The following is a 19,274-nucleotide window of genomic DNA, read 5'->3' as shown; positions in this document are numbered from 1 at the left end:
GGTTGCGCGAACGGCTCTGAACTGTGGCCGGGCGAGCGCTTTGCGCGACCTCGCGGCCGGTTGACGGCCGGAACGGCGAATGGCCGCCCCCGAAGGGACGGCCATTCACGCTGTGCTGTGCTGCAGAACTGCTTAGGAGTTCGAGCTGAGCTTCTCGCGCAGGGCGGCGAGGGTCTCGTCGTCGGCGAGGGTGCCGGCTCCGGTCGACTCGCTCGAGAACGAGGAGGCACCCGAGGGGATGTCGCTCGCGGCAGCGTCGGCAGCCGAGGCAGCGACCTGCTTCTTGTGCGCCTCCCAGCGAGCCTGGGCCTCAGCGTACTGCTGCTCCCAAGCCTCGCGCTGAGCGTCGAAGCCTTCCTTCCACTCGTTGGTCTCCGGGTCGAAGCCCTCAGGGTACTTGTAGTTGCCCTGGTCGTCGTACTCGGTGAGCATGCCGTAGAGCGCCGGGTCGAACTCGGTGCCCTCGGGGTCGACGCCGTCGTTGGCCTGCTTCAGCGAGAGGCTGATGCGGCGACGCTCGAGGTCGATGTCGATGACCTTGACGAAGACCTCGTCGCCGACCGACACGACCTGCTCGGCGAGCTCGACGTGCTTGCCGGAGAGCTCGGAGATGTGCACCAGACCCTCGATGCCCTCGGCGACGCGGACGAACGCACCGAACGGCACCAGCTTGGTGACCTTTCCGGGCGCGACCTGGCCGATGGCGTGGGTACGGGCGAACACCTGCCACGGGTCTTCCTGGGTGGCCTTGAGCGAGAGCGACACGCGCTCGCGGTCGAGGTCGACCTCGAGGATCTCGACGGTGACCTCCTGGCCCACCTCGACGACCTCGGAGGCGTGCTCGATGTGCTTCCAGGACAGCTCGGAGACGTGCACGAGGCCGTCGACGCCGCCCAGATCCACGAACGCACCGAAGTTGACGATCGACGAGACGACGCCCTTGCGGACCTGCCCCTTCTGGAGGTTGTTGAGGAAGGTGGTGCGGCTCTCGGACTGCGTCTGCTCGAGCAGGGCGCGGCGCGACAGAACGACGTTGTTGCGGTTCTTGTCGAGCTCGAGGATCTTCGCCTCGATCTCCTGGCCCAGGTAGGGGGTCAGGTCGCGAACGCGGCGGAGCTCGATCAGCGAAGCCGGCAGGAAGCCGCGGAGTCCGATGTCGACGATGAGGCCACCCTTGACGACCTCGATGACCGAACCGGTCACCACGCCGTCGGCGTCCTTGATCTTCTCGACGTCGCCCCACGCACGCTCGTACTGCGCGCGCTTCTTCGACAGGATGAGGCGGCCTTCTTTGTCTTCCTTCTGGAGGACGAGGGCCTCGACCAAGTCACCGACCTGAACGACCTCGGTCGGGTCGACATCGTGCTTGATGGAGAGTTCACGCGAAGGGATGACACCCTCCGTCTTGTAACCGACGTCGAGGAGGACCTCGTCGCGGTCGATCTTCACGACGGTGCCTTCGATGAGGTCTCCGTCGTTGAAGAATTTCAGAGTCTTTTCGACCGCGGCGAGAAAGTCTTCAGCAGATCCGATGTCATTGATGGCGACCTGCTTGGTTGCCTTTTCGGTCGTTGCGATTGTCATGTAGTGGTTGCTCCGTTATGGACATGGTTCGGGCCGGTCGCGGGTGTTGCGAGGTTCTGCGTGCTGTTGAATGGGCACTGTCGCGATCGGCAGGCGGATGATTGGTCACAGAAGTGACGCTCTAGTCTAGCCTCGTGGCGCCGGACGCGGCAAGCTGCGTTTCCCGGGGTCTCCTCATGCAACATCCGGGAGGCTCCCGGCATTCCGGCTCTCAGCTGCCGATGACCCGGTTGAGCTCGTCGATCAGCTCCGCCTGACGCGCCGAGGGGATGCCCCGCGCGGCCGCCGACTGCACGATCGGCTCCCACACGGGCACGGTCGTGTTGGTGTGCGGGATGCCGAAGCGTTCGAACACCGGCTTCGTCGCCGGGTATCGGCGGGCCACCAGCGCCACGGAGGCGAAGGGGTCGACGGGCAGCTCGAGACGGTCGGCGAGGGCGCGGCTGGCGGCGACCTCCTCGGCGAGCACCGCATCCGTCGTGGTTCCCCGCCGGGCCGGCTCGGCGCGGTCGATCAGGCGCAGGGCGTTCTCGCCGTAGAGGCCCGGATGCGTGGCCTCGCCGAGCCCGTCGGCCGCCATCTGGGCGAGGAACGGCTCGAACGAGGAGTCGGGATGCTCGGGGGTGACGGGGACGTTCCGCAGCGGGTAGTCGCTGCCGTAGAGCACCTTGTGCGGCGCGAGCGTCTCGGCCGCCACCCGGAACACGGATGACGTGGGGTACAGCAACGGAGACGCCGCCGTGTCGTAGGAGACATGCGCCAGCTGCTCGGCCACGAGCGGCATCATCTCGAAGAAGAACAGGCCGCCGCCCCAGTGCGCGAGAACGAGCTTGAGCTCGGGCACCGAGCGGGCGAACTCGTAGTACTCCCCCAGGCGCGGCGTGCTCTTGCCGAAGTAGAAGCGGCCCACCTCCTCGCTCACGTGCACGGTGAGCGGGATGCCCCGCTCGGTGCAGGCATCCGTCACCGCGCGCAGCTCGGGGCCGTCGAGCGCGCAGCCCTGCGCGTAGGGGTTGAGCTCGCCCACGCCGGCGGCGCCGCGGTCGAGGCAGCGGTCGAGCTCGTCGAGCATGGCCCGCCCCGCCGGGGTGCCGGCCGCCGCCGGGGTGAGCGAGACGAAGGGCACGATGCGGCCGGGGAACTCCGAGGCGAGCGCCAGCACGGTGTCGTTCGCCTCTCGGCAGCCGCGGGCGCTCTGCTGGTAGCCGGCGAGGAGGAACACCCGGTCGACGCCCGCGGCGTCCATGTCGGCGATCATCCGCTCGGCGGTGAGGAACGACTGCTCGCTCTGGTTCTTGGCGTCGGGAGTCATGATGAACTCCCAGTAGGGCTCGTCCTGCGTGCGGGCGATCGTCTCGAGCATGCCGGGCGGGGTGAAGTGCACGTGGGCGTCGACGATCATGCGGCCAGGCTAGAGGCTCTTCGTCACCGGGCGATGACGGCCGCGTTTCGTCACGATGTCGGCGAGGGCGTCGTCGTGCCGGTGGAAGAGGAACCGGTACCCGGCCGCCTCGAGCCGCTCGGGCAGCGCCCACCGGCTCTTCAGCACGAGCTCGGTCTCGGTGCGGATGACCGCGGAGCCGAGCTCGAGCATCCAGCGCCAGGTGGGCAGCCCGAACCGGGCGCCGGCCGCGCGGCGCACCGAGGCCATGAAGGTGCGGTTGTCGGTGGGTGTCGGTGCGGAGGCGTTGACCGGGCCGTCGATCTCGGGGTGGGCGTCGAGGAAGCGGATGATGCCGAGCACGTCGTCGAGATGGATCCAGCTGAACCTCTGCCGGCCTCCGCGGCTGCGCGGGCGGTAGCGGTGCCGGGTTCCGGCCGCCAGGCGGGCCCGGGTGGCCGGCCAGCGGCCGTCGAACTGCGGGCCGCCGAGGCCAGCCCTGGCCAGCATCACGAGGGGGGTGAGCGCGCTGCCGTCGCCCAGCACGATCGCCATGCGGAGCGCCACCCGGCGGGTGGCAGGCAGATCGCCGCGGAAGAACTCCTCCTCCCAGCTCGTCGCGACGTTCACCGAGAAGCCCTCGCCGATCTCGCCGGCCGACTCCGTCATCGGGCGGTCGTCGGCGTGCCGGTAGATGGTGGCGGTGGAGGAGTTGATCCAGAGCGCCGGCGGATGCTCCGCGGCCGCCACCGCCTCGCGGAGTTCGCGGGTGGTGTCGAGCCGGGAGCGGAAGATCTCCCGGCGGTTCTCCGCCGTGTAGCGGCAGTTCACGCTCTTGCCGGCGAGGTTGACCAGCAGGTCGGCGCCGTCGACCGCCCGGGCGAGGGAGGCGGGGTCGCCCCAGCGCGCATCCGGTCCGGTGCGGCCGACGAGCAGCACCTCGGCGCCCTCGGCGCGGAAGGACTCGACGAGACGGGCGCCGATGAAGCCGGAGGCGCCGGCGACGACCACGCGTCGGCGGGGTGCTGGAGCCGTCACGGCCGGGTGTCCCCGGCCGGGTCGGGCTCGGTGGATTCGGGCTCGGCAGATGTGGGCGCTGCAGGTGCGGGTTCGTCGGCTGCGGCTGCAGCCTCGGTGGCTGCAGCTTCGGTGGCTTCGGGCTCGGTCTCGGTCCCGGCGGCGGTCTCGGGCCTCAGCTCGTAGTGGAAGGTGCCCGTGTACTCGTAGAGGCGGCCGAGGAGGGGCGCGTCGAGGTGCACGGTGACGCGCTGCGCTCCCGCTCCCCCGTCGGCGGCGTCGTCGAAGCGCTCGATCAGAGCGAGACGCGGCGCGACGGCCCGAGGCAGCGCGAAGTGGTGGCGCCCGATCCGCAGTTCGACACTGCGGGAGTGCAGATGGAACTCGCCCCGTACCACGCGGGCCGAGAGCCGCACCCGGAAGCGGCGGCCGAGGCCGAGGTGGTCGACGAGGCCGTCGGGGCCGGGGTTCTCGGCGGTGATCGCGTCGACCATCACCGCGGGCCCCGTGAGGAAGTGGAAGCGCCGCACGGCCACGACCGCGGTGCGGCCGTCGCGGTCGGTGAGCGGGGCGTTGACGACGGTGAACGGCACGTTCTTCTGCCAGACCGGGAACAGGATCTGCTGGGCCGCCAGTACCCGGAGTGCCGGCCAGAGCCACCGCCGCGGGGTGCCGACCACCTCGAACACGCCGCTGCCGTGGCCGCGATGGCCCGCCGGGACGACCCCGAAGTAGCGGCGCAGCACGGGGTGCAGGTCGTCGAGGCCGGAGCCCACGGTGAGCTCGTAGGGAGAACGCGGTGCGGGAGCCATGGTTCTCGAGGCTACCGGAGGCGGACGGCTACTTCAGCAGCGCCCAGCGCAGGGTGTCGAGGCCGACGCCGCCGAGGGCGAGCGCCTTGCGGTGGAACTCCTTCGAGGAGAAGGCCTCCTTCTCGCGGGCACGATAGACGTCGCGGATCTCCTCCCAGATGCGCTGCCCCACCTTGTAGGAGGGCGCCTGACCGGGCCAGCCGAGGTAGCGGTTCACCTCGAAGCGGATGAAGGCGTCGTCCATGTTCACGTTCTGGCGCAGGAAGTCGAGGGCGTACTCCGCGTCCCACACCCCGCTGCCGTCGAGACGGGGCTTCTTCAGGTGCACGCCGATGTCGAGCACCACGCGGGCCGCGCGCATCCGCTGCCCGTCGAGCATGCCGAGGCGGTCGGCCGGGTCGTCGAGGTAGCCCAGCTCTTCCATCAGGCGCTCGGCGTAGAGCGCCCAGCCCTCGGCATGGCCGGAGGAGCCGGCGAGCTGGCGGCGCCAGGTGTTGAGCTCGGCGCGGTTGTAGACGGCTTGGCCGATCTGCAGGTGATGGCCGGGAACGCCCTCGTGGTAGACGGTGGTGAGCTCGCGCCAGGTGTCGAACTCGGTGACGCCGTCGGGCACCGACCACCACATGCGGCCGGGGCGGGAGAAGTCGTCGGTGGGGCCGGTGTAGTAGATGCCGCCCTCGTGGGTGGGGGCGATCATGCACTCGAGGGTGCGGATCTCGGCCGGGATGTCGAAGTGGGTGGCGCCGAGCTCGGCCACGGCGCGGTCGCTGGTGGCCTGCATCCAGGTCTGGAGCGCATCCGTTCCGTGCAGTTTGCGGCTCGGGTCGCCATCGAGGAAGGCGATGGCCTCGTGCACGGAGGCGCCGGGGAGGATCTCGGAGGCGATGGCCTCCTGCTCGCGCACCATGCGGCCGAGCTCCTCGATGCCCCACTCGTAGGTCTCGTCGAGGTCGATGGCGGCGCCGAGGAAGCGGCGCGACTGCAGGGCGTAGTGCTCGCGGCCCACGGCGTCTTCGACGGTGGCGACGGGGGCGAGCTCGTTCTCGAGGAACTGGGCGAGCTTCGAGTAGGCCTCGGATGCGGTCTGCGCGCCCCGCTCGAGCGCGGCTTTCAGAGAGGCCGGGAGCTCGCCCTCGCCGGGGGCGGTCGACGCCGCGCCGGCGAACTCGGCGAAGAAGCTCTCCGGGCCCGAGTTCTTGCGCACCTGCGCGAGCACCTCGGCCACCTGGCGGCGGGCCGGCGTGATGCGCTCGCGCATGCCTTCGCGCAGGGTGACGATGTAGCCGTCGACGGCCTCCTCGACGGCGGAGAGCCGCTTGGCGACCACCGCCCAGTCGTCGGCGGTGGCGGTGGGCATGAGGTCGAAGACCTCTCGGATGCTCTGCGAGGGCGAGTCGATGACGTTGAGATCGCGCAGCTGCAGCCGGGCGTCGGAACTCGCGAGGGTGAGCCGCAGCTCGCTGCCGAGGTCACGCTTGGTAACTTCGTCGGCCTCGTCGACGGCCTCGGTGCGGGCGAGCTCGGCGAGCACCGAGGAGACGGCCGCGATCTGGGCCTCGTGGCCCGCGGGTGAGAGGTCGCCGTAGCGGTCGTTCACCTCGGTGCGGCCGATGTAGGTGCCGAGAACGGGCTCGAGCTCGACGAGAGTGTCGACCCAGCGTTCGGCGATGCGGTCGATCGCGGTCTGCGGACGCGGGCTGTCGGCGGGAGGGGTTACGCTCATCCCTCGACCTTAAAGCACTGCTCCGACATCGCTCTGAAGGCCGCGGAGTGCAATTGACATATTCGAACATATATTCGAACATGAGGGCATGACGGATGCCGCACTCACCCTCTCCTCCCCCACCGGGGTGGGCGAGGAGATCCGTGCGCTGCAATCGCGCATCCAGCAGATGCAGGCCACGAAGCTCGACACGCGGAGTGTGCGCACGCATCCGGCGCTCGAGGGCCTGCTGCCGGGCGGGTCGCTGCGCTCCGGCGCCGCCTATTCGGTCGAGCGTTCCACGGCTCTCGTGATGGCGCTCATGGCAGGGCCCTCCGCTGACGGGGTCTGGTGCGGGGTGGTGGGGATGCCCGATTTCGGCGTGGAGGCGGCCTCGCGCTTCGGCATCGATCTCGAGCGGCTCGCGCTCGTGCCGCATCCGGGCGAGGAGTGGCTCACCGCCACGGCGGCGCTGGCCGACGTGGTGGGGGTCGTCGTCACCCGGCTGCCGGGGCGTGTGCCCGACGCGGCCGTGGCCCGGCTGCAGGCGCGCATCCGGCAGCGGGAGGCGGTGCTCATCGTGCTCGGCGACTGGCCGCAGAGCGAGGCCACCCTGCGCATCACCGAGAGTTCGTGGTCGGGCATCGGCCGGGGGCACGGGCACCTCACGGGGCGGCAGGCGATGGTGTCGGTGACGGCGAGGGCGGGCTCGGGGCGGCCCCGGCGGGCGCGGTTGTGGCTGCCCGACGGGGAGGAGCTGTTCCGGCCGGTGCTGGGGCAGGTGGGGCGTGCGACTGCGCCCGCGCCCGCATCCGTGCCTGCCGAAACGACGGAGGTCGACGGCGAGGACGGGCCGAGAGTCCGTCGTCTCCGCGAAGCGGCGCGAGACTCCGTCGTTTCGCCGGTGACGCCGGCTCGGATGCGCGGGGTGGCCGGATGAGCGCGGCCCCGAGGAGCCGGGTGAGCAGCCCCGACGCCTCGCCGATGCGCACGATGGTGGTGTGGTGCCCCGATTGGCCGGTGGTGGCGACCGCCGGCTTCGAAGGGGTGTCGGCCGAGGAGAGCATCGCCGTGATCGAGAAGGGTCTGGTGCTGGCCTGCTCGGAGGCCGCCCGCGCCGACGGCGTGCGGCGGGGGCTGCGGCTGCGCGAGGCGCAGGCGCGCAGCCCCCGCCTGCGCGACTTCGCCTACGACCCCGTGCGGGTCGACCGTGCCTTCGAGCCGCTCATCACCGCGCTCGAGGCGATGAGCCCGAACGTGCAGATCGTGCGCTCCGGCAGCTGCGCGCTGCGGGCGCGGGGCGCCGCGCGCTACTACGGCGGCGAGCACGAGGCCGCTCTCGCCTTTCTCGAGCGCTTCGCCGAGCTGGGCGTCACGGATGCGCGGGTCGGCGTGGCCGACGGCATGTTCGCCGCGGAGCAGGCGGTGCGGCTGCCCGGGGTCGACCTCATCCGGATCGTGCCCGAGGGGCGCTCCCCCGATTTCCTCGCCGGCCTGCCGGTGCAGCTGCTCGACGAGGACGAGCTCGTGGCCCTGTTCTGGCGGCTGGGCATCCGCACCCTCGGCGACGTGGCCCGGCTGCCGGCCGACGACGTGCGCACCCGGTTCGGCGAGGTCGGGGCCCGAGCCCACGCCCGCGCATCCGGGACCGACGGCGCCCGGGTGACGCCGCGCATCCCGCCCGAGGTGCGCGAGAGCCTCAACGACTTCGAGCCGCCGCTGGACCGCATCGACCAGGTGACCTTCGGCGTGCGCGCTGCGGCGGAGCGCTTCGTCGACGAGTTGGCGGCCGCCCGTTTCGTGTGCACCGCCCTGCGGATCGAGCTCACGAGCGATCGGGGCGAGCGGCGCGAGCGCAGCTGGCTGCATCCGCGCTGGTTCACCGCCGGTGACGTGGTGGACCGGGTGCGCTGGCAGTTGCAGGGCGGCAGCACCATCGAGAGCACGCTCTCCGCGCCGATCTCCCGGGTGCGCATCGTCGCCGAGACCATCGATCACAGCACCCGGCACGAGACCGGGCTGTGGGGAACCGGCTCCGAGGAGCGCATCCATCACGGCCTCTCGCGGGTGCAGAGCATCGTGGGGCATGAGGGGGTGCTGACCGCCTCGATCGGCGGCGGCCGTTCACCGCGGGAACGGCAGCTGCTCGTGCCGTGGGGCGACCGGCTCGAGGAGAAGGGCGGTGCGCGCGGTGCCGGTGGCAGTAGTCGCACCGCCTCTCGGACGGCACGCGGTAGGGGCGGCCAGGGTGTCGGTGGCGCGGTGAGGGCTGGTGGTCTCGGCGGCGCGGTCGGCGATGGCCGAGGGGGCGCCGGTGGCGGCCGCACCGGGGCAAGGGGCGCGGGCAAGACCGGAGCGGCGAAGAAGGGCGACGAGCCCGCGCCCTGGCCCGGCAGCATCCCGCCGCCGCTGCCCACCACCGTCTTCGAGCGGCGGCAGGCGGTGCTCGTGCTCGCGGAGGGCGAGCGTGCCGTGGCGATCACCGAGCGCGGGATGCTCTCGGCGGCGCCGGCCTTCTTCTCTTCCGATGCCGCCGGGCGGCGGCTGCGTGCGCTCGAGGCCTGGGCCGGCCCCTGGCCGGTGTACGAGCGGTGGTGGGATGCCGCGGCCCGGCGCCGCTTCGACCGCTTCCAGGTGGTGGATGCCGACGGCGTGGCTTGGCTGCTCGCCCTCGAGAACGGCAGCTGGTGGGCGGAGGCCCGCTATGACTGACGCCGCAATGACTGATGCCGCTCCGTCTGCTGCCGCCACCGCTGCCGTGACGGGAGGGACCCGCTGATGGGCTTCAACAATCCTCCGGTGCCCTGGTCGGAGCTCGAGCGCACGCTCTCGGGCCGCACCCGGCCGCAGAGCACCATGGCCTCGGAGGAGACCCACTCGCGCAAACGGCCCGCCTATGTGCCGCCGCCCGTCGAAACAGCGCCCCAGGAGGAGCTCGTGCCTTACGCAGAGCTGCACGCGCACTCCACCTTCAGCTTCCTCGACGGCGCCTCCTCCCCCGAGGAGCTCGTGCAGGAGGCCGCCCGCCTGCGGCTGAGCGCGCTCGCCCTCAGCGACCACGACGGCTTCTACGGCCTCGCCCGCTTCGCCGAGGCCGCCGAGATGCACGGTGTCAGAACCATGTTCGGCGCCGAGCTCTCGCTCGAGCTGAGTGCGCCGCAGAACGGGATGGCCGACCCCGAGGGCGCCCACCTGCTCGTGCTGGCCCGGCAGCAGCCGGGCTACCACCGCCTCGCCGGCGCCATCACCACGGCGCAGCTCGCGCCGGGCGCCGAGAAGGGCAAGCCGCTCTACTCGCTCGAGCAGCTCGCCGCGGAGGCGGGCGGCGACTGGATGCTGCTCACCGGCTGCCGCAAAGGGCAGGTGCGGCAGGCCCTCGCCCTCGAGGGCGAGGCCGGCGCCGAGCGGGAGCTCGACCGCCTCGTCGCCCTCTTCGGCCGGGAGAACGTGCTCGTGGAGCTGAGCGACCGCGGGCATCCGCTCGACAGCAGCATCAACGACGCCCTGTTCGCTCTCGCGCAGAAGCGCGGACTGGCCGCGGTCGCCACCGGCAACGTGCACTACGCCACCCCCGACCGTCATCGTCTGGCCGAGGCGATCGCCGCGGTGCGCGCCCGCCGCAGCCTCGACGAGCTCGACGGCTGGCTGCCGGCCGCGCCGGTGGCGCACCTGCGTTCGGGGGCCGAGATGGCCCACCGCTTCGCTCGCTACCCGGGAGCGATCGAGCGCACCGTCGAGGTGGCCGACGAACTCGCCTTCGAGCTGCGGCGCGCGAAGCCGAAGCTGCCGAAGCAGGAGGTGCCGGAGGGGCACACCCCGATGAGCTACCTGCGCGAGCTCGTCGCCGCGGGCGTGGCCGACCGCTACCCGGATGCCGGGGCCGCCGTCTGGGCGCGCATCGAGAAGGAGCTCGGCGTGATCGAGCTGAAGGACTTCGCCGGCTACTTCCTGATCGTGTGGGACATCGTGCGCGAGGCCCGCGCCCGCGGCATCCTCTGCCAGGGCCGGGGATCGGCGGCGAACTCGGCGGTCTGCTACGTGCTGAAGATCACCGCCGTCGACGCGATCGCCCGCGAGCTGCCCTTCGAGCGTTTCCTGTCGAGCCTGCGCGACGAGGAGCCCGACATCGACGTCGACTTCGACTCCGAGCGGCGCGAGGAGGTCATCCAGTACGTCTACGACAAGTACGGCCGCCGCAACGCCGCCCAGGTGGCCAACGTCATCCAGTACCGGCCGAAGTTCGCGGTGCGCGACATGGCGAAGGCACTCGGTCACAGCCCGGGGCAGCAGGACGCCTGGTCGAAGCAGATCGAGCGCTGGGGGCCGATGGTCGAGAGCGGTGACCACGACATCCCGCCGGAGGTGATCGCGCTCGCCACCGAGCTGCTCGGCTTCCCCCGGCACCTCGGCATCCATTCCGGTGGCATGGTGCTCACCGACCGGCCGGTGGGCGAAGTATGCCCGATCGAGAATGCGCGCATGGACAAGCGCACCGTGCTGCAGTGGGACAAGGACGACTGCGCCTGGATGGGACTCGTGAAGTTCGACCTGCTGGGCCTCGGCATGCTCTCGGCCCTGCAGTACACCTTCGATCTCGTGCAGGAGTCGACCGGGCGGCAGTGGGATCTCGACAGCATCCCCAAGGAGGAGCAGGGCGTCTACGACATGCTCTGCCGGGCCGACTCGATCGGGGTGTTCCAAGTGGAGAGCCGCGCCCAGATGGGCACGCTCCCGAGGCTGCAGCCGCGCAAGTTCTACGACCTCGTGGTGGAGATCGCCCTCATCCGGCCGGGGCCGATCCAGGGCGGGGCCGTGCATCCCTACATCCGGCGCAAGCTCGGTCTCGAGGAGGTGACCTACCTGCATCCGAAGCTGGAGCCCGTGCTCGAGCGCACGCTCGGGGTGCCGCTGTTCCAGGAGCAGCTGATGCAGATGGCCATGGCGGTGGGCGACTGCGACGCCGAGGACGCCGACCTGCTGCGCCGCGCGATGGGCTCCAAGCGCGGGCAGGAGAAGATCTCGTCGCTGCGCGAGAAGCTCTACGCCGGCATGGCCGGGAACGGCATCACGGGCGAGGATGCCGACGTCGTCTACACGAAGATCGAGGCCTTCGCGAACTTCGGTTTCGCCGAGAGCCACTCCACGAGCTTCGCGCTGCTGGTGTACGCGAGCTCGTGGTTCAAGCTGCACTACCCGGGGGCGTTCCTGGCCGCGCTGCTGCGGGCGCAGCCGATGGGCTTCTACTCGCCGCAGACGCTGTCGGCGGATGCGCGGCGCCACGGCGTCGAGGTGCGGCGCCCCGACATCCAGCGCTCGGGCGTGCAGGCGGGGCTCGAGCCGCTGTCGCCCGGCGCGCAGGATGCGCAGGAGGGCGGGAGCCCCGTCGCCGAGACCGGGCTCGACGGATGCCTGCACGCCCCGCCGCCGGTCGAGGAGGACTTCGACCGAGAGGCGCCCGACCGCACCGCCCTGCACCGGCGCGACGGGAACCTGGCCGTGCGGCTCGGGCTCGCCGACATCACCTCGATCGGCAGCACGCTCGCCGAGAAGATCGTGACCTCGCGGCGGGAGGGCGGTCCCTACCGCAGCATGGGCGACCTGGTGCGGAGGGTGGGACTCACCACCGCGCAGCTCGAGGCCCTCGCCACGGCCGGGGCCTTCGAGTCGCTGGGCCTGACGAAGCGCGAGGCGCTCTGGGAGGCGGGCAACGCGTCTCAGGATCGCGCGGAGTACCTGCCCGGCACCTTCGTGTCGGTGCAGCCGCCGCTGCTCCCGGTGCTCTCGGCCGAGGAGCAGGTGGTCTACGACCTGTGGGCCACCGGCATCTCCCCCGACGACCACCCGCTCAGCCACGCCCGCGACGAACTGCGGATGCGCGGGGCGCTCTCGGTGGGCGAGCTCGCGACCGCGGAGACGGGTCGCCGCATCGAGGTGGGCGGGGTGGTCACGCATCGGCAGCGGCCGGCCACCGCGAGCGGCATCACCTTCATGAACCTCGAGGACGAGACCGGCATCCTCAACGTCATCTGCGGCGTCGGCGTGTGGACCCGCTACCGCCGGGTGGCGCGGGACGCCCCCGCGCTCATCGTGCGCGGCATCCTGGAACGCTCGGCCGAGGGCGTCACCAACCTCATCGCCGACCGCTTCGAACCGCTCGTCCTCACCGCCAAAACCACCTCCCGCGACTTCCGCTAGTCCCGAAACGACGGAGTTCTCACCCGAAGACCAGAAACGACGGAGCCACAGCCCGTCAGGAGCCGCAGACTCCGTCGTTTCGGAGGGAGGGACTAGGAACTAGTGGGCGGCGGCGTTCCAGTTCTGGCCGCGGCCCAGCTGCACTTCGAGGGGGACGGTGAGTTCGGCGGCGGTCGACATGCGGTGGGTGACGATGGCGGAGAGCGCATCCCACTCCCCCGGAGCCACGTCGAACACGAGTTCGTCGTGCACCTGCAGCAGCATGCGCGACGAGAGCTCCTGGGCGTCGAGGTCTCCGGCGATGTTGATCATCGCGATCTTGATGATGTCGGCGGCCGAGCCCTGGATGGGTGCGTTGAGCGCCGCCCGCTCGTCGTTGTCGCGCAGCACGCGGTTGGTGCTGTTGAGGTTCGCGAAGGGGCGGCGGCGGCCGAAGATGGTCTCGGTGTACCCGTCGGCCTTGGCCTGCACCACGACGTTGCGCAGGTAGTCGCGTACCGAGCCGAAGCGCTCGAAGTAGTCGGTCATCAGCTGCTTGGCCTCGGCCGTCTCGATGCGGAGCTGCTTCGAGAGTCCGAACGCCGAGAGCCCGTAGGCCAGGCCGTAGGACATGGCCTTCACCTTGGTGCGCATGTTCGGGGTGACGTCGGCCGGGTCGACCGAGAAGATGCGCGCGCCCACGAATCGGTGCAGGTCTTCGCCGGAGTGGAAGGCGTCGATCAGCCCCGCGTCGCCGGAGAGGTGGGCCATGATGCGCATCTCGATCTGGGAGTAGTCGGCGGTGAGCAGCGTCTCGAAGCCCTCGCCCACCTGGAAGGCGGCCCGGATACGCCGGCCCTCCTCGGTGCGCACCGGGATGTTCTGCAGGTTCGGGTCGGTCGAGGAGATGCGCCCGGTCGACGACCCGGTCTGCACGTAGGTGGTGTGCACGCGCTTGTCGGGCGCGATCGCCTTGTCGACCGACTCGATGATCTGCCGCAGCTTCGTGGCGTCGCGATGCGAGAGCAGCAGGCCGAGGAAGGGATGCGGGTTCGAGGCCTGCAGATCGGCCAGCGCCCCGGCATCCGTCGAGTAGCCGGTCTTGGTGGCGCGGGTCTTCGGCATGTCGAGCTGATCGAAGAGCACCTCCTGGATCTGCTTCGGCGAACCCAGGTTGATCTCGCGCCCGATGATGCCGAAGGCCTCCGAGGCGATGGCCGCCGCCGATTCGCCGAGCTCGGCCGAGAGCTCGCTCAGCTCGGCGTGGCTGACGGTGACGCCCGTGAGTTCCATCTGCGCGAGCACCATGAGCGTGGGCATCTCGATCTCAGTGAGCACCCGCCGGGTGCGCTCGTCGAGCAGCTCGGAGAGCGCACGGGCCACCCGCCAGGCGTACCAGGCCTCACCGGCGGGACCGACGACGGTGTCGCTGTCGGGCACAAGCTGGTTGGGGTCGGGCGTCGGCAACGTCTCGAGCAGGTGCCGGTCGACGAGCTGGGCGAGCGAACGGTCGGCCGTCGAGTCGGGCTTGAGCAGCCACGCGGCGATCACCGGGTCGAAGGCGAGCCCGGCCACTCCGAGACCCGCGGAGCGCAAGGCCTTGATCTGCTGTTTCGCGTTGAAGAAGATCTTCGGGCTGGGGCCGGCGAGCCAGGCCTCGAGCGGCGCGTAGTCACGGCTGTCCGGAATCCACGGCAGAGAGACCGACTCGTGCTCGGTGGCCAGGCCGATGGCGATCGGGAAGCCGTCGAGCGTCTCGACCTGAACGGCGATGGCCTCGGGCGAGGGTTCGGAGGCGCCGGCCGCCGCGGGGGCGGAATGGCGAGCGAGCCACGCGGCGAGCTCTTCGTCGAGCAGTGTCACCGGCACGGGCGCGGTCTTCGCCTGGGCGGCGGCGGCCTCGGCGGCGGCGATGCCCACCTCGCTGTCACCGGCGATGCCCTCGAGCTTCAGCACCCGGTCGAGCAGGGTGCGGAACTCCAGACGCGCGAAGACGTCGCGGATGCGCTGCTCGTCGGCCGGCTTGCGCTCGAGGTCGGCCGGGCCCACGGGAAGCTCGACGTCGGTGAGCAGACGGTTCAGGCGCCGGTTGCGGATGGCGTTCTCAGCGAACTCCCGGAGGTTGTTGCCCACGACGCCGGGGATCTCGTCGCGGTGCTCGAGGATCGCATCCAGCGACCCGAACTGGTTGAGCCACTTGACGGCGGTCTTCTCGCCCACCTTGGGGATACCGGGCAGGTTGTCGCTCGTCTCGCCGACGAGGGCGGCGATCTCGGGATACTGCTCGGGCCGGATGCCGTAACGGTCGTAGACCTTCTCGATGTCGTAGCGCGTGAGGTCGGAGACGCCCTGGCGCGAGGGGTAGAGCAGGGTGACCTTGTCGTTCACGAGCTGGATGGCGTCACGGTCGCCCGAGACCACGAGCACGCGGTAACCCTCATCCGTTCCCTGCTTGGCGAGCGTGGCGAGGATGTCGTCGGCCTCGAAGTCCTCCTTCTCGATCGTCGTGATGCCGAGCGCGTGCAGCGCCTCCTGCAGCAGCGGCACCTGGCCGATGAACTCCGGCGGCGTCTCGCCGCGGGTGCCCTTGTACTCGGGGTACTCGCGAGTGCGGAAGGAGAACCGGGAGATGTCGAAGGCCACGCCGAGATGCGTGGGCTTCTCGGCCTTCAGCAGGTTGATCAGCATCGCGATGAAGCCATGGATCGCGTTGGTGTGCTGGCCGTCTCTGGTCTGGAAGCTGTCGACCGGAAGCGCATAGAACGCGCGGAACGCGAGCGAATGTCCGTCGATTATGAGAAGGGTAGGCTGTTCGTTGTCCGGCACACGGCCAGCCTACACAGGGCCCCCGACAGCCCCCAGAGCAGCCTCAGTGCAGCCACCAGAGTTCAGGAACACCGACGATGACGCAGCCCGAGATCTCCGCTGAAGAACCTCTTCCCGTCGACGTGATGGCGGTGTTCGGCTACCGGGGCATCGGCGCTCTCGCCGAGCGCATGGGCATCGAGTTCCTCGAGCTCTCTCCCGAGCGCTCGGTGGCCCGGATGCCTGTGGAGGGCAACACGCAGCCGCTCGGCCTCGTGCACGGCGGGGCCTACGTGGTGCTCGCCGAGAGTCTCGGCTCCACCGCCGCGAACCTCCACGCCGGTCCGACGAAGATCGCGGTGGGCATCGAGATCAACGCCAGCCACTCAGGCTCGGCCACCGAGGGCTGGGTCACCGGAGTGTGCATCGCGATCAGCCTCGGCCGCACGCTCGTGACGCACGAGATCGCCATCAGCGACGAGAACGGGCGCCGGCTCTCGACCGTGCGCATGACCAACTTCATCAAGAACCGGCCCGAGGGTCAGGTCTTCGAGTCGAAGTAGTGCCTAGGCCTTCTTCGGGCTGAGCTGCTCGATGATGGCCTGTGCCACGTCGTGCATGGTGAGCCGGCGGTCCATCGACGCCTTCTGGATCCAGCGGAACGCCTCGGGCTCGGTCAGGCCCATCTTCTCGTTGAGCAGTCCCTTGGCGCGATCGACGAGCTTGCGGGTCTCGAAGCGCTCGACGAGGTCGGCGACCTCGGACTCGAGGGTGATGATCTGGGCGTACCGCGAGAGGGCGATCTCGATCGCGGGGAGCAGGTCGTTGGGCGTGAACGGCTTCACCACGTAGGCCAGGGCGCCGGCCTCGGTGGCGCGCTCGACGAGCTCCTTCTGGCTGAAGGCGGTGAGCAGCACGACGGGGGCGATGTGGTCCTTCGACAGGCGCTCCGCCGCGGAGATGCCGTCGAGCTGGGGCATCTTGACATCCATGATCACGAGGTCGGGGCGGAGCTCGGTGGCCAGGGCGACCGCCGTCTCACCGTCTCCGGCCTCACCGACGACATCGAAGCCGTTGTCGCGCAGGATCTCGACGATGTCGAGGCGGATCAGGGATTCGTCTTCGGCCACCACTACGCGGCGCGGCACGGCTGTCGTTGGTTCTTGGTCAGTCACATTTCAACCCTACGGTATTCTGGACCCCGGTCGTAGCAGGCCGGTGTGGCGGAATGGCAGACGCGACGCACTCAAAATGCGTTGTCCGTGAGGGCATGTGGGTTCGAGTCCCACCACCGGTACACGTCAGAACCCCTCCGCGGCGCGAGCCGCCGGAGGGGTTCTGTCGTATCGGGTCGGCCCGGGAGCCGGTCAGCCGGCCGCCGGGATGGGCGTCGGGGTCTTCGTGGGCGTCGGCGTCGGGCTCGCCGCAGCCGCCGCCTCGGAGAAGATCGCGACCGGGATGTACTGGTGCACGATCTGGGTCGTGTAGGTGTTCGACAGCGGGCTGGTCTCGAATGAGACCTGCATGGCGAAGTCGAGCATCAGTCCCTGGGTGTCGTCGGCGAGCACGCCGATCTGCTGCGACTCGAGCTGGAAGCCGCCCTTCGGGGAGGTGATGAGAAGGCCGAGCCCCTGCTCGGAACGCATGGCCTCGGGGTCGAGCGTGACCTTCAGCGGGTCGGTGTTCAGCTTGTACGGCGTCTCGACGGCTCCGGAGACGGTCGACGTCTTGGCGGTCACCGAGATGTTCGACATGTACACGCGGCGCTTCTGGTCGAAGGACGCCTCGGCGGGCACGCGGTTGTCGTAGACGCCGATCACGAACGAGAAGCGCTTGTCGGCGAGGGGCGTCCAGTCGTGCGTCTTCTGCTCGGTCCAGACGTCGAGCTTGAGCTGGAGCTGGTCGGCGATATCGACCGTGGGGTGCACGGAACCCATGTCGGTGAAGACGGAGGCGAACTGCAGCGTGGAGTCCGACGCGGCGGCGGCGGGTGGGTTGGTCGAGGAGGAGCCGGCCGGTGCCGCGGTGGGCTGCAGGCCGAAGAGGGGCATGATCGTGGAGCAGCCGGAGAGGGCGACGACCGTCACGAGTGCTGCCCCGGCGCTCAGGGCGCGAACAGCGAGACGTTTGCTGGGCATGGGTGTCTTTCGGTTTCGGATCGACGATGACGGGGCTCTGGGAGCACCGAAATCTAACATCCGATTTCCGCGGCTTAAGGGAAATCGGCCAGGGCCCGATCAAACCTTGATCGAATCCTGGCCGAAACCTGAGGGTCGTGCACCCCGTCCGAGGGGTCCTCGTGAAACTAGTTGTCGAACGTCTCCGGCTTCAGCGGGTTGTGGGCCGAGCCGATGATGTGCACGCGCATGTCGTTCGTCGTGCCGGCGATTCCGGGAGGGGACCCGGAGATGACGATGACCTTGTCGCCGATCTGCGCCCGGCCGAGACCGAGCAGCACGTCGTCGACCTGCACCATCAGCTCATCGGTGTGCGTGACGCGGGGCACCAGGTAGGACTGCACGCCCCAGCTCAGTGCCATGCGGTTGCGGATGCCCGGCAGCGGCGTGAAGCCGAGGATCGGGATGGTGGACCGCAGACGCGTCATGCGGCGCACCGAGTCGCCCGACTCGGTGAACACGCAGAGGAACTTGGCGCCCACGAAGTCGCCCACCTCGGCGGCGGCCAGCGTGACCGCTCCGCCCTGGGTGCGGGGCTTGGTGCCGAGGGCGGGGATGCGCTCCAGGCCGTGCTCCTCGGTCGACTCGATGATGCGGGCCATGGTCTGCACCGTGATCACCGGGAACTCGCCGACGCTGGTCTCGCCCGAGAGCATGACCGCATCCGCACCGTCGAGCACCGCGTTGGCGCAGTCGGAGGCCTCGGCGCGCGTGGGGCGCGGGCTCGAGATCATCGACTCGAGCACCTGCGTGGCCACGATGACCGGCTTCGCCATCCGACGGGAGAGCTCCACGGCGCGCTTCTGCACGATCGGCACGGCCTCGAGGGGCAGCTCGACGCCGAGGTCGCCGCGGGCGACCATGATGCCGTCGAAGGCGTCGATGATCTCCTCGAGGTTGTCGACGGCCTGGGGCTTCTCGATCTTGGCGATGACGGGAACGCGGCGCCCCTCTTCGTCCATGATGCGGTGAACGTCGATGACGTCGGACGCGTCGCGCACGAAGGAGAGGGCGATGTAGTCGGCGCCGAGGTTCAGGCCCCATCGCAGGTCGGCGATGTCCTTCTCCGACATGGCCGGCACGTTCACCGCGACACCCGGCAGGTTGATGCCCTTGTTGTTGGAGACGGCGCCGGGCACCTCGACGACGGTGGTGACGACGGTGCCGTCGGTCTCGAGCACACGCAAGGTGACCTTGCCGTCGTCGATCAGGAGCGGGTCGCCGGGCTTCACGTCGCCGGGCAGGCCCTTGAAGGTCGTGGAGGAGATCTCCTTGTTGCCGATGATGTCCTCGATGGTGATCTTGAAGATGTCACCCTCGGCCAGGTCGTAGGGGCCGTTCTCGAACTTGCCGAGGCGGATCTTCGGGCCCTGGAGGTCGACGAGCACGGCCACGGCGCGGCCGGAGTCGTCGGCCGCCTGGCGGACGTTGCGGTAGACCGCCTCGTGCACGTCGTAGCTGCCGTGGCTGAGGTTCATCCGCGCCATGTCGACGCCGGCGTCGATGATCGCCCGGATGGTTTCGTAGGTCGACGTTGCCGGCCCGAGGGTTGCGACGATTTTCGCGCGTCTCATCAGGTGTACTGCTCCGAAATCTGCGCCGGGGCGCATGGGTGGTGGTGT

At 70.0% G+C, this 19,274-nt stretch carries 13 protein-coding genes and 1 tRNA gene; 5 read left to right on the top strand and 9 right to left on the bottom strand.

From position 1 onward, the window contains the following. Positions 1–132: 132 nt before the first annotated feature. The 5 genes from rpsA to VD659_RS09205 form a co-directional block, all read right to left on the bottom strand. Positions 133–1,584, bottom strand: a complete 1,452-nt coding sequence (gene rpsA / locus VD659_RS09225; RefSeq protein ID WP_137835709.1) for a 30S ribosomal protein S1 — start codon at positions 1,582–1,584, stop codon at positions 133–135. Positions 1,585–1,795: 211 nt separating this feature from the next. Continuing rightward, positions 1,796–2,986: an amidohydrolase family protein gene (locus VD659_RS09220; protein WP_423260806.1), complete on the bottom strand. Its 1,191-nt coding sequence runs from the start codon at positions 2,984–2,986 to the stop codon at positions 1,796–1,798. 9 nt (positions 2,987–2,995) lie between these two features. Continuing rightward, entirely contained in the window at positions 2,996–4,003 is a 1,008-nt protein-coding gene (locus VD659_RS09215; RefSeq protein WP_423260805.1) for an epimerase, read from the bottom strand. Beyond that, complete coding sequence (locus VD659_RS09210) at positions 4,000–4,794, bottom strand: DUF4166 domain-containing protein (RefSeq protein ID WP_423260804.1); 795 nt, start codon at positions 4,792–4,794, stop codon at positions 4,000–4,002. The genes VD659_RS09215 and VD659_RS09210 overlap by 4 nt, the downstream gene beginning before the upstream one ends. 28 nt (positions 4,795–4,822) lie before the next feature. Beyond that, on the bottom strand, positions 4,823–6,517 hold the full coding sequence (locus VD659_RS09205) for a DUF885 domain-containing protein (protein ID WP_423260803.1): 1,695 nt from the start codon (positions 6,515–6,517) through the stop codon (positions 4,823–4,825). 88 nt (positions 6,518–6,605) lie between these two features. Between VD659_RS09205 and VD659_RS09200 the strand changes: the two genes are divergently transcribed. The 3 genes from VD659_RS09200 (at position 6,606) to VD659_RS09190 (ending at position 12,691) form a co-directional block, all read left to right on the top strand. Further along, positions 6,606–7,436 carry a hypothetical protein gene (locus VD659_RS09200; protein ID WP_423260802.1) on the top strand — a complete coding sequence of 277 codons (831 nt, stop codon included), beginning with the start codon at positions 6,606–6,608 and terminating at the stop codon, positions 7,434–7,436. Between the two features lie 20 nt (positions 7,437–7,456). Next, positions 7,457–9,208, top strand: coding sequence for a DNA polymerase Y family protein (locus VD659_RS09195; RefSeq protein WP_423260801.1), 1,752 nt, complete (start codon positions 7,457–7,459; stop codon positions 9,206–9,208). 66 nt (positions 9,209–9,274) lie between these two features. Continuing rightward, positions 9,275–12,691, top strand: coding sequence for an error-prone DNA polymerase (locus VD659_RS09190; protein WP_423260800.1), 3,417 nt, complete (start codon positions 9,275–9,277; stop codon positions 12,689–12,691). A gap of 99 nt (positions 12,692–12,790) precedes the next feature. Here VD659_RS09190 and polA read toward each other — a convergent pair whose 3' ends face one another. Further along, entirely contained in the window at positions 12,791–15,496 is a 2,706-nt protein-coding gene (polA, locus tag VD659_RS09185) for a DNA polymerase I (protein ID WP_423260799.1), read from the bottom strand. Positions 15,497–15,621: 125 nt separating this feature from the next. On the opposite strand from polA, the gene VD659_RS09180 reads away from it, so the two are divergent. Next, positions 15,622–16,038 carry a PaaI family thioesterase gene (locus tag VD659_RS09180; protein WP_423261089.1) on the top strand — a complete coding sequence of 139 codons (417 nt, stop codon included), beginning with the start codon at positions 15,622–15,624 and terminating at the stop codon, positions 16,036–16,038. 3 nt (positions 16,039–16,041) lie between these two features. Here the strand turns inward: VD659_RS09180 and VD659_RS09175 are convergent, their stop codons facing one another. Continuing rightward, entirely contained in the window at positions 16,042–16,650 is a 609-nt protein-coding gene (locus VD659_RS09175; protein ID WP_137835718.1) for a response regulator, read from the bottom strand. A 39-nt stretch (positions 16,651–16,689) separates the two neighbouring features. Here VD659_RS09175 and VD659_RS09170 point away from each other — a divergent pair. Beyond that, positions 16,690–16,772, top strand: a tRNA-Leu gene (locus tag VD659_RS09170). A gap of 70 nt (positions 16,773–16,842) precedes the next feature. Here VD659_RS09170 and VD659_RS09165 read toward each other — a convergent pair. Both VD659_RS09165 and pyk read right to left on the bottom strand, forming a co-directional pair. Continuing rightward, positions 16,843–17,613, bottom strand: coding sequence for a hypothetical protein (locus tag VD659_RS09165; RefSeq protein WP_423260798.1), 771 nt, complete (start codon positions 17,611–17,613; stop codon positions 16,843–16,845). Between the two features lie 167 nt (positions 17,614–17,780). Then, positions 17,781–19,226 carry a pyruvate kinase gene (pyk, locus tag VD659_RS09160; protein ID WP_137835720.1) on the bottom strand — a complete coding sequence of 482 codons (1,446 nt, stop codon included), beginning with the start codon at positions 19,224–19,226 and terminating at the stop codon, positions 17,781–17,783. Positions 19,227–19,274: the final 48 nt, after the last annotated feature.

This window comes from Herbiconiux sp. 11R-BC (assembly GCF_049472555.1).
Taxonomy (GTDB): Bacteria; Actinomycetota; Actinomycetes; order Actinomycetales; family Microbacteriaceae; genus Herbiconiux.
This window is presented reverse-complemented; position numbering and strand designations above follow the sequence as displayed.

What these genes read in the sequence shown, in the direction of transcription:
- rpsA (WP_137835709.1), bottom strand. Translation starts at nt 1,584, where the DNA reads ATGACAATCGCAACGACCGAAAAGGCAACCAAGCAGGTCGCCATCAAT.
- VD659_RS09220 (WP_423260806.1), bottom strand. Translation starts at nt 2,986, where the DNA reads ATGATCGTCGACGCCCACGTGCACTTCACCCCGCCCGGCATGCTCGAG.
- VD659_RS09210 (WP_423260804.1), bottom strand. Translation starts at nt 4,794, where the DNA reads ATGGCTCCCGCACCGCGTTCTCCCTACGAGCTCACCGTGGGCTCCGGC.
- VD659_RS09205 (WP_423260803.1), bottom strand. Translation starts at nt 6,517, where the DNA reads ATGAGCGTAACCCCTCCCGCCGACAGCCCGCGTCCGCAGACCGCGATC.
- VD659_RS09200 (WP_423260802.1), top strand. Translation starts at nt 6,606, where the DNA reads ATGACGGATGCCGCACTCACCCTCTCCTCCCCCACCGGGGTGGGCGAG.
- VD659_RS09190 (WP_423260800.1), top strand. Translation starts at nt 9,275, where the DNA reads ATGGGCTTCAACAATCCTCCGGTGCCCTGGTCGGAGCTCGAGCGCACG.
- VD659_RS09180 (WP_423261089.1), top strand. Translation starts at nt 15,622, where the DNA reads ATGGCGGTGTTCGGCTACCGGGGCATCGGCGCTCTCGCCGAGCGCATG.
- VD659_RS09165 (WP_423260798.1), bottom strand. Translation starts at nt 17,613, where the DNA reads ATGCCCAGCAAACGTCTCGCTGTTCGCGCCCTGAGCGCCGGGGCAGCA.
- pyk (WP_137835720.1), bottom strand. Translation starts at nt 19,226, where the DNA reads ATGAGACGCGCGAAAATCGTCGCAACCCTCGGGCCGGCAACGTCGACC.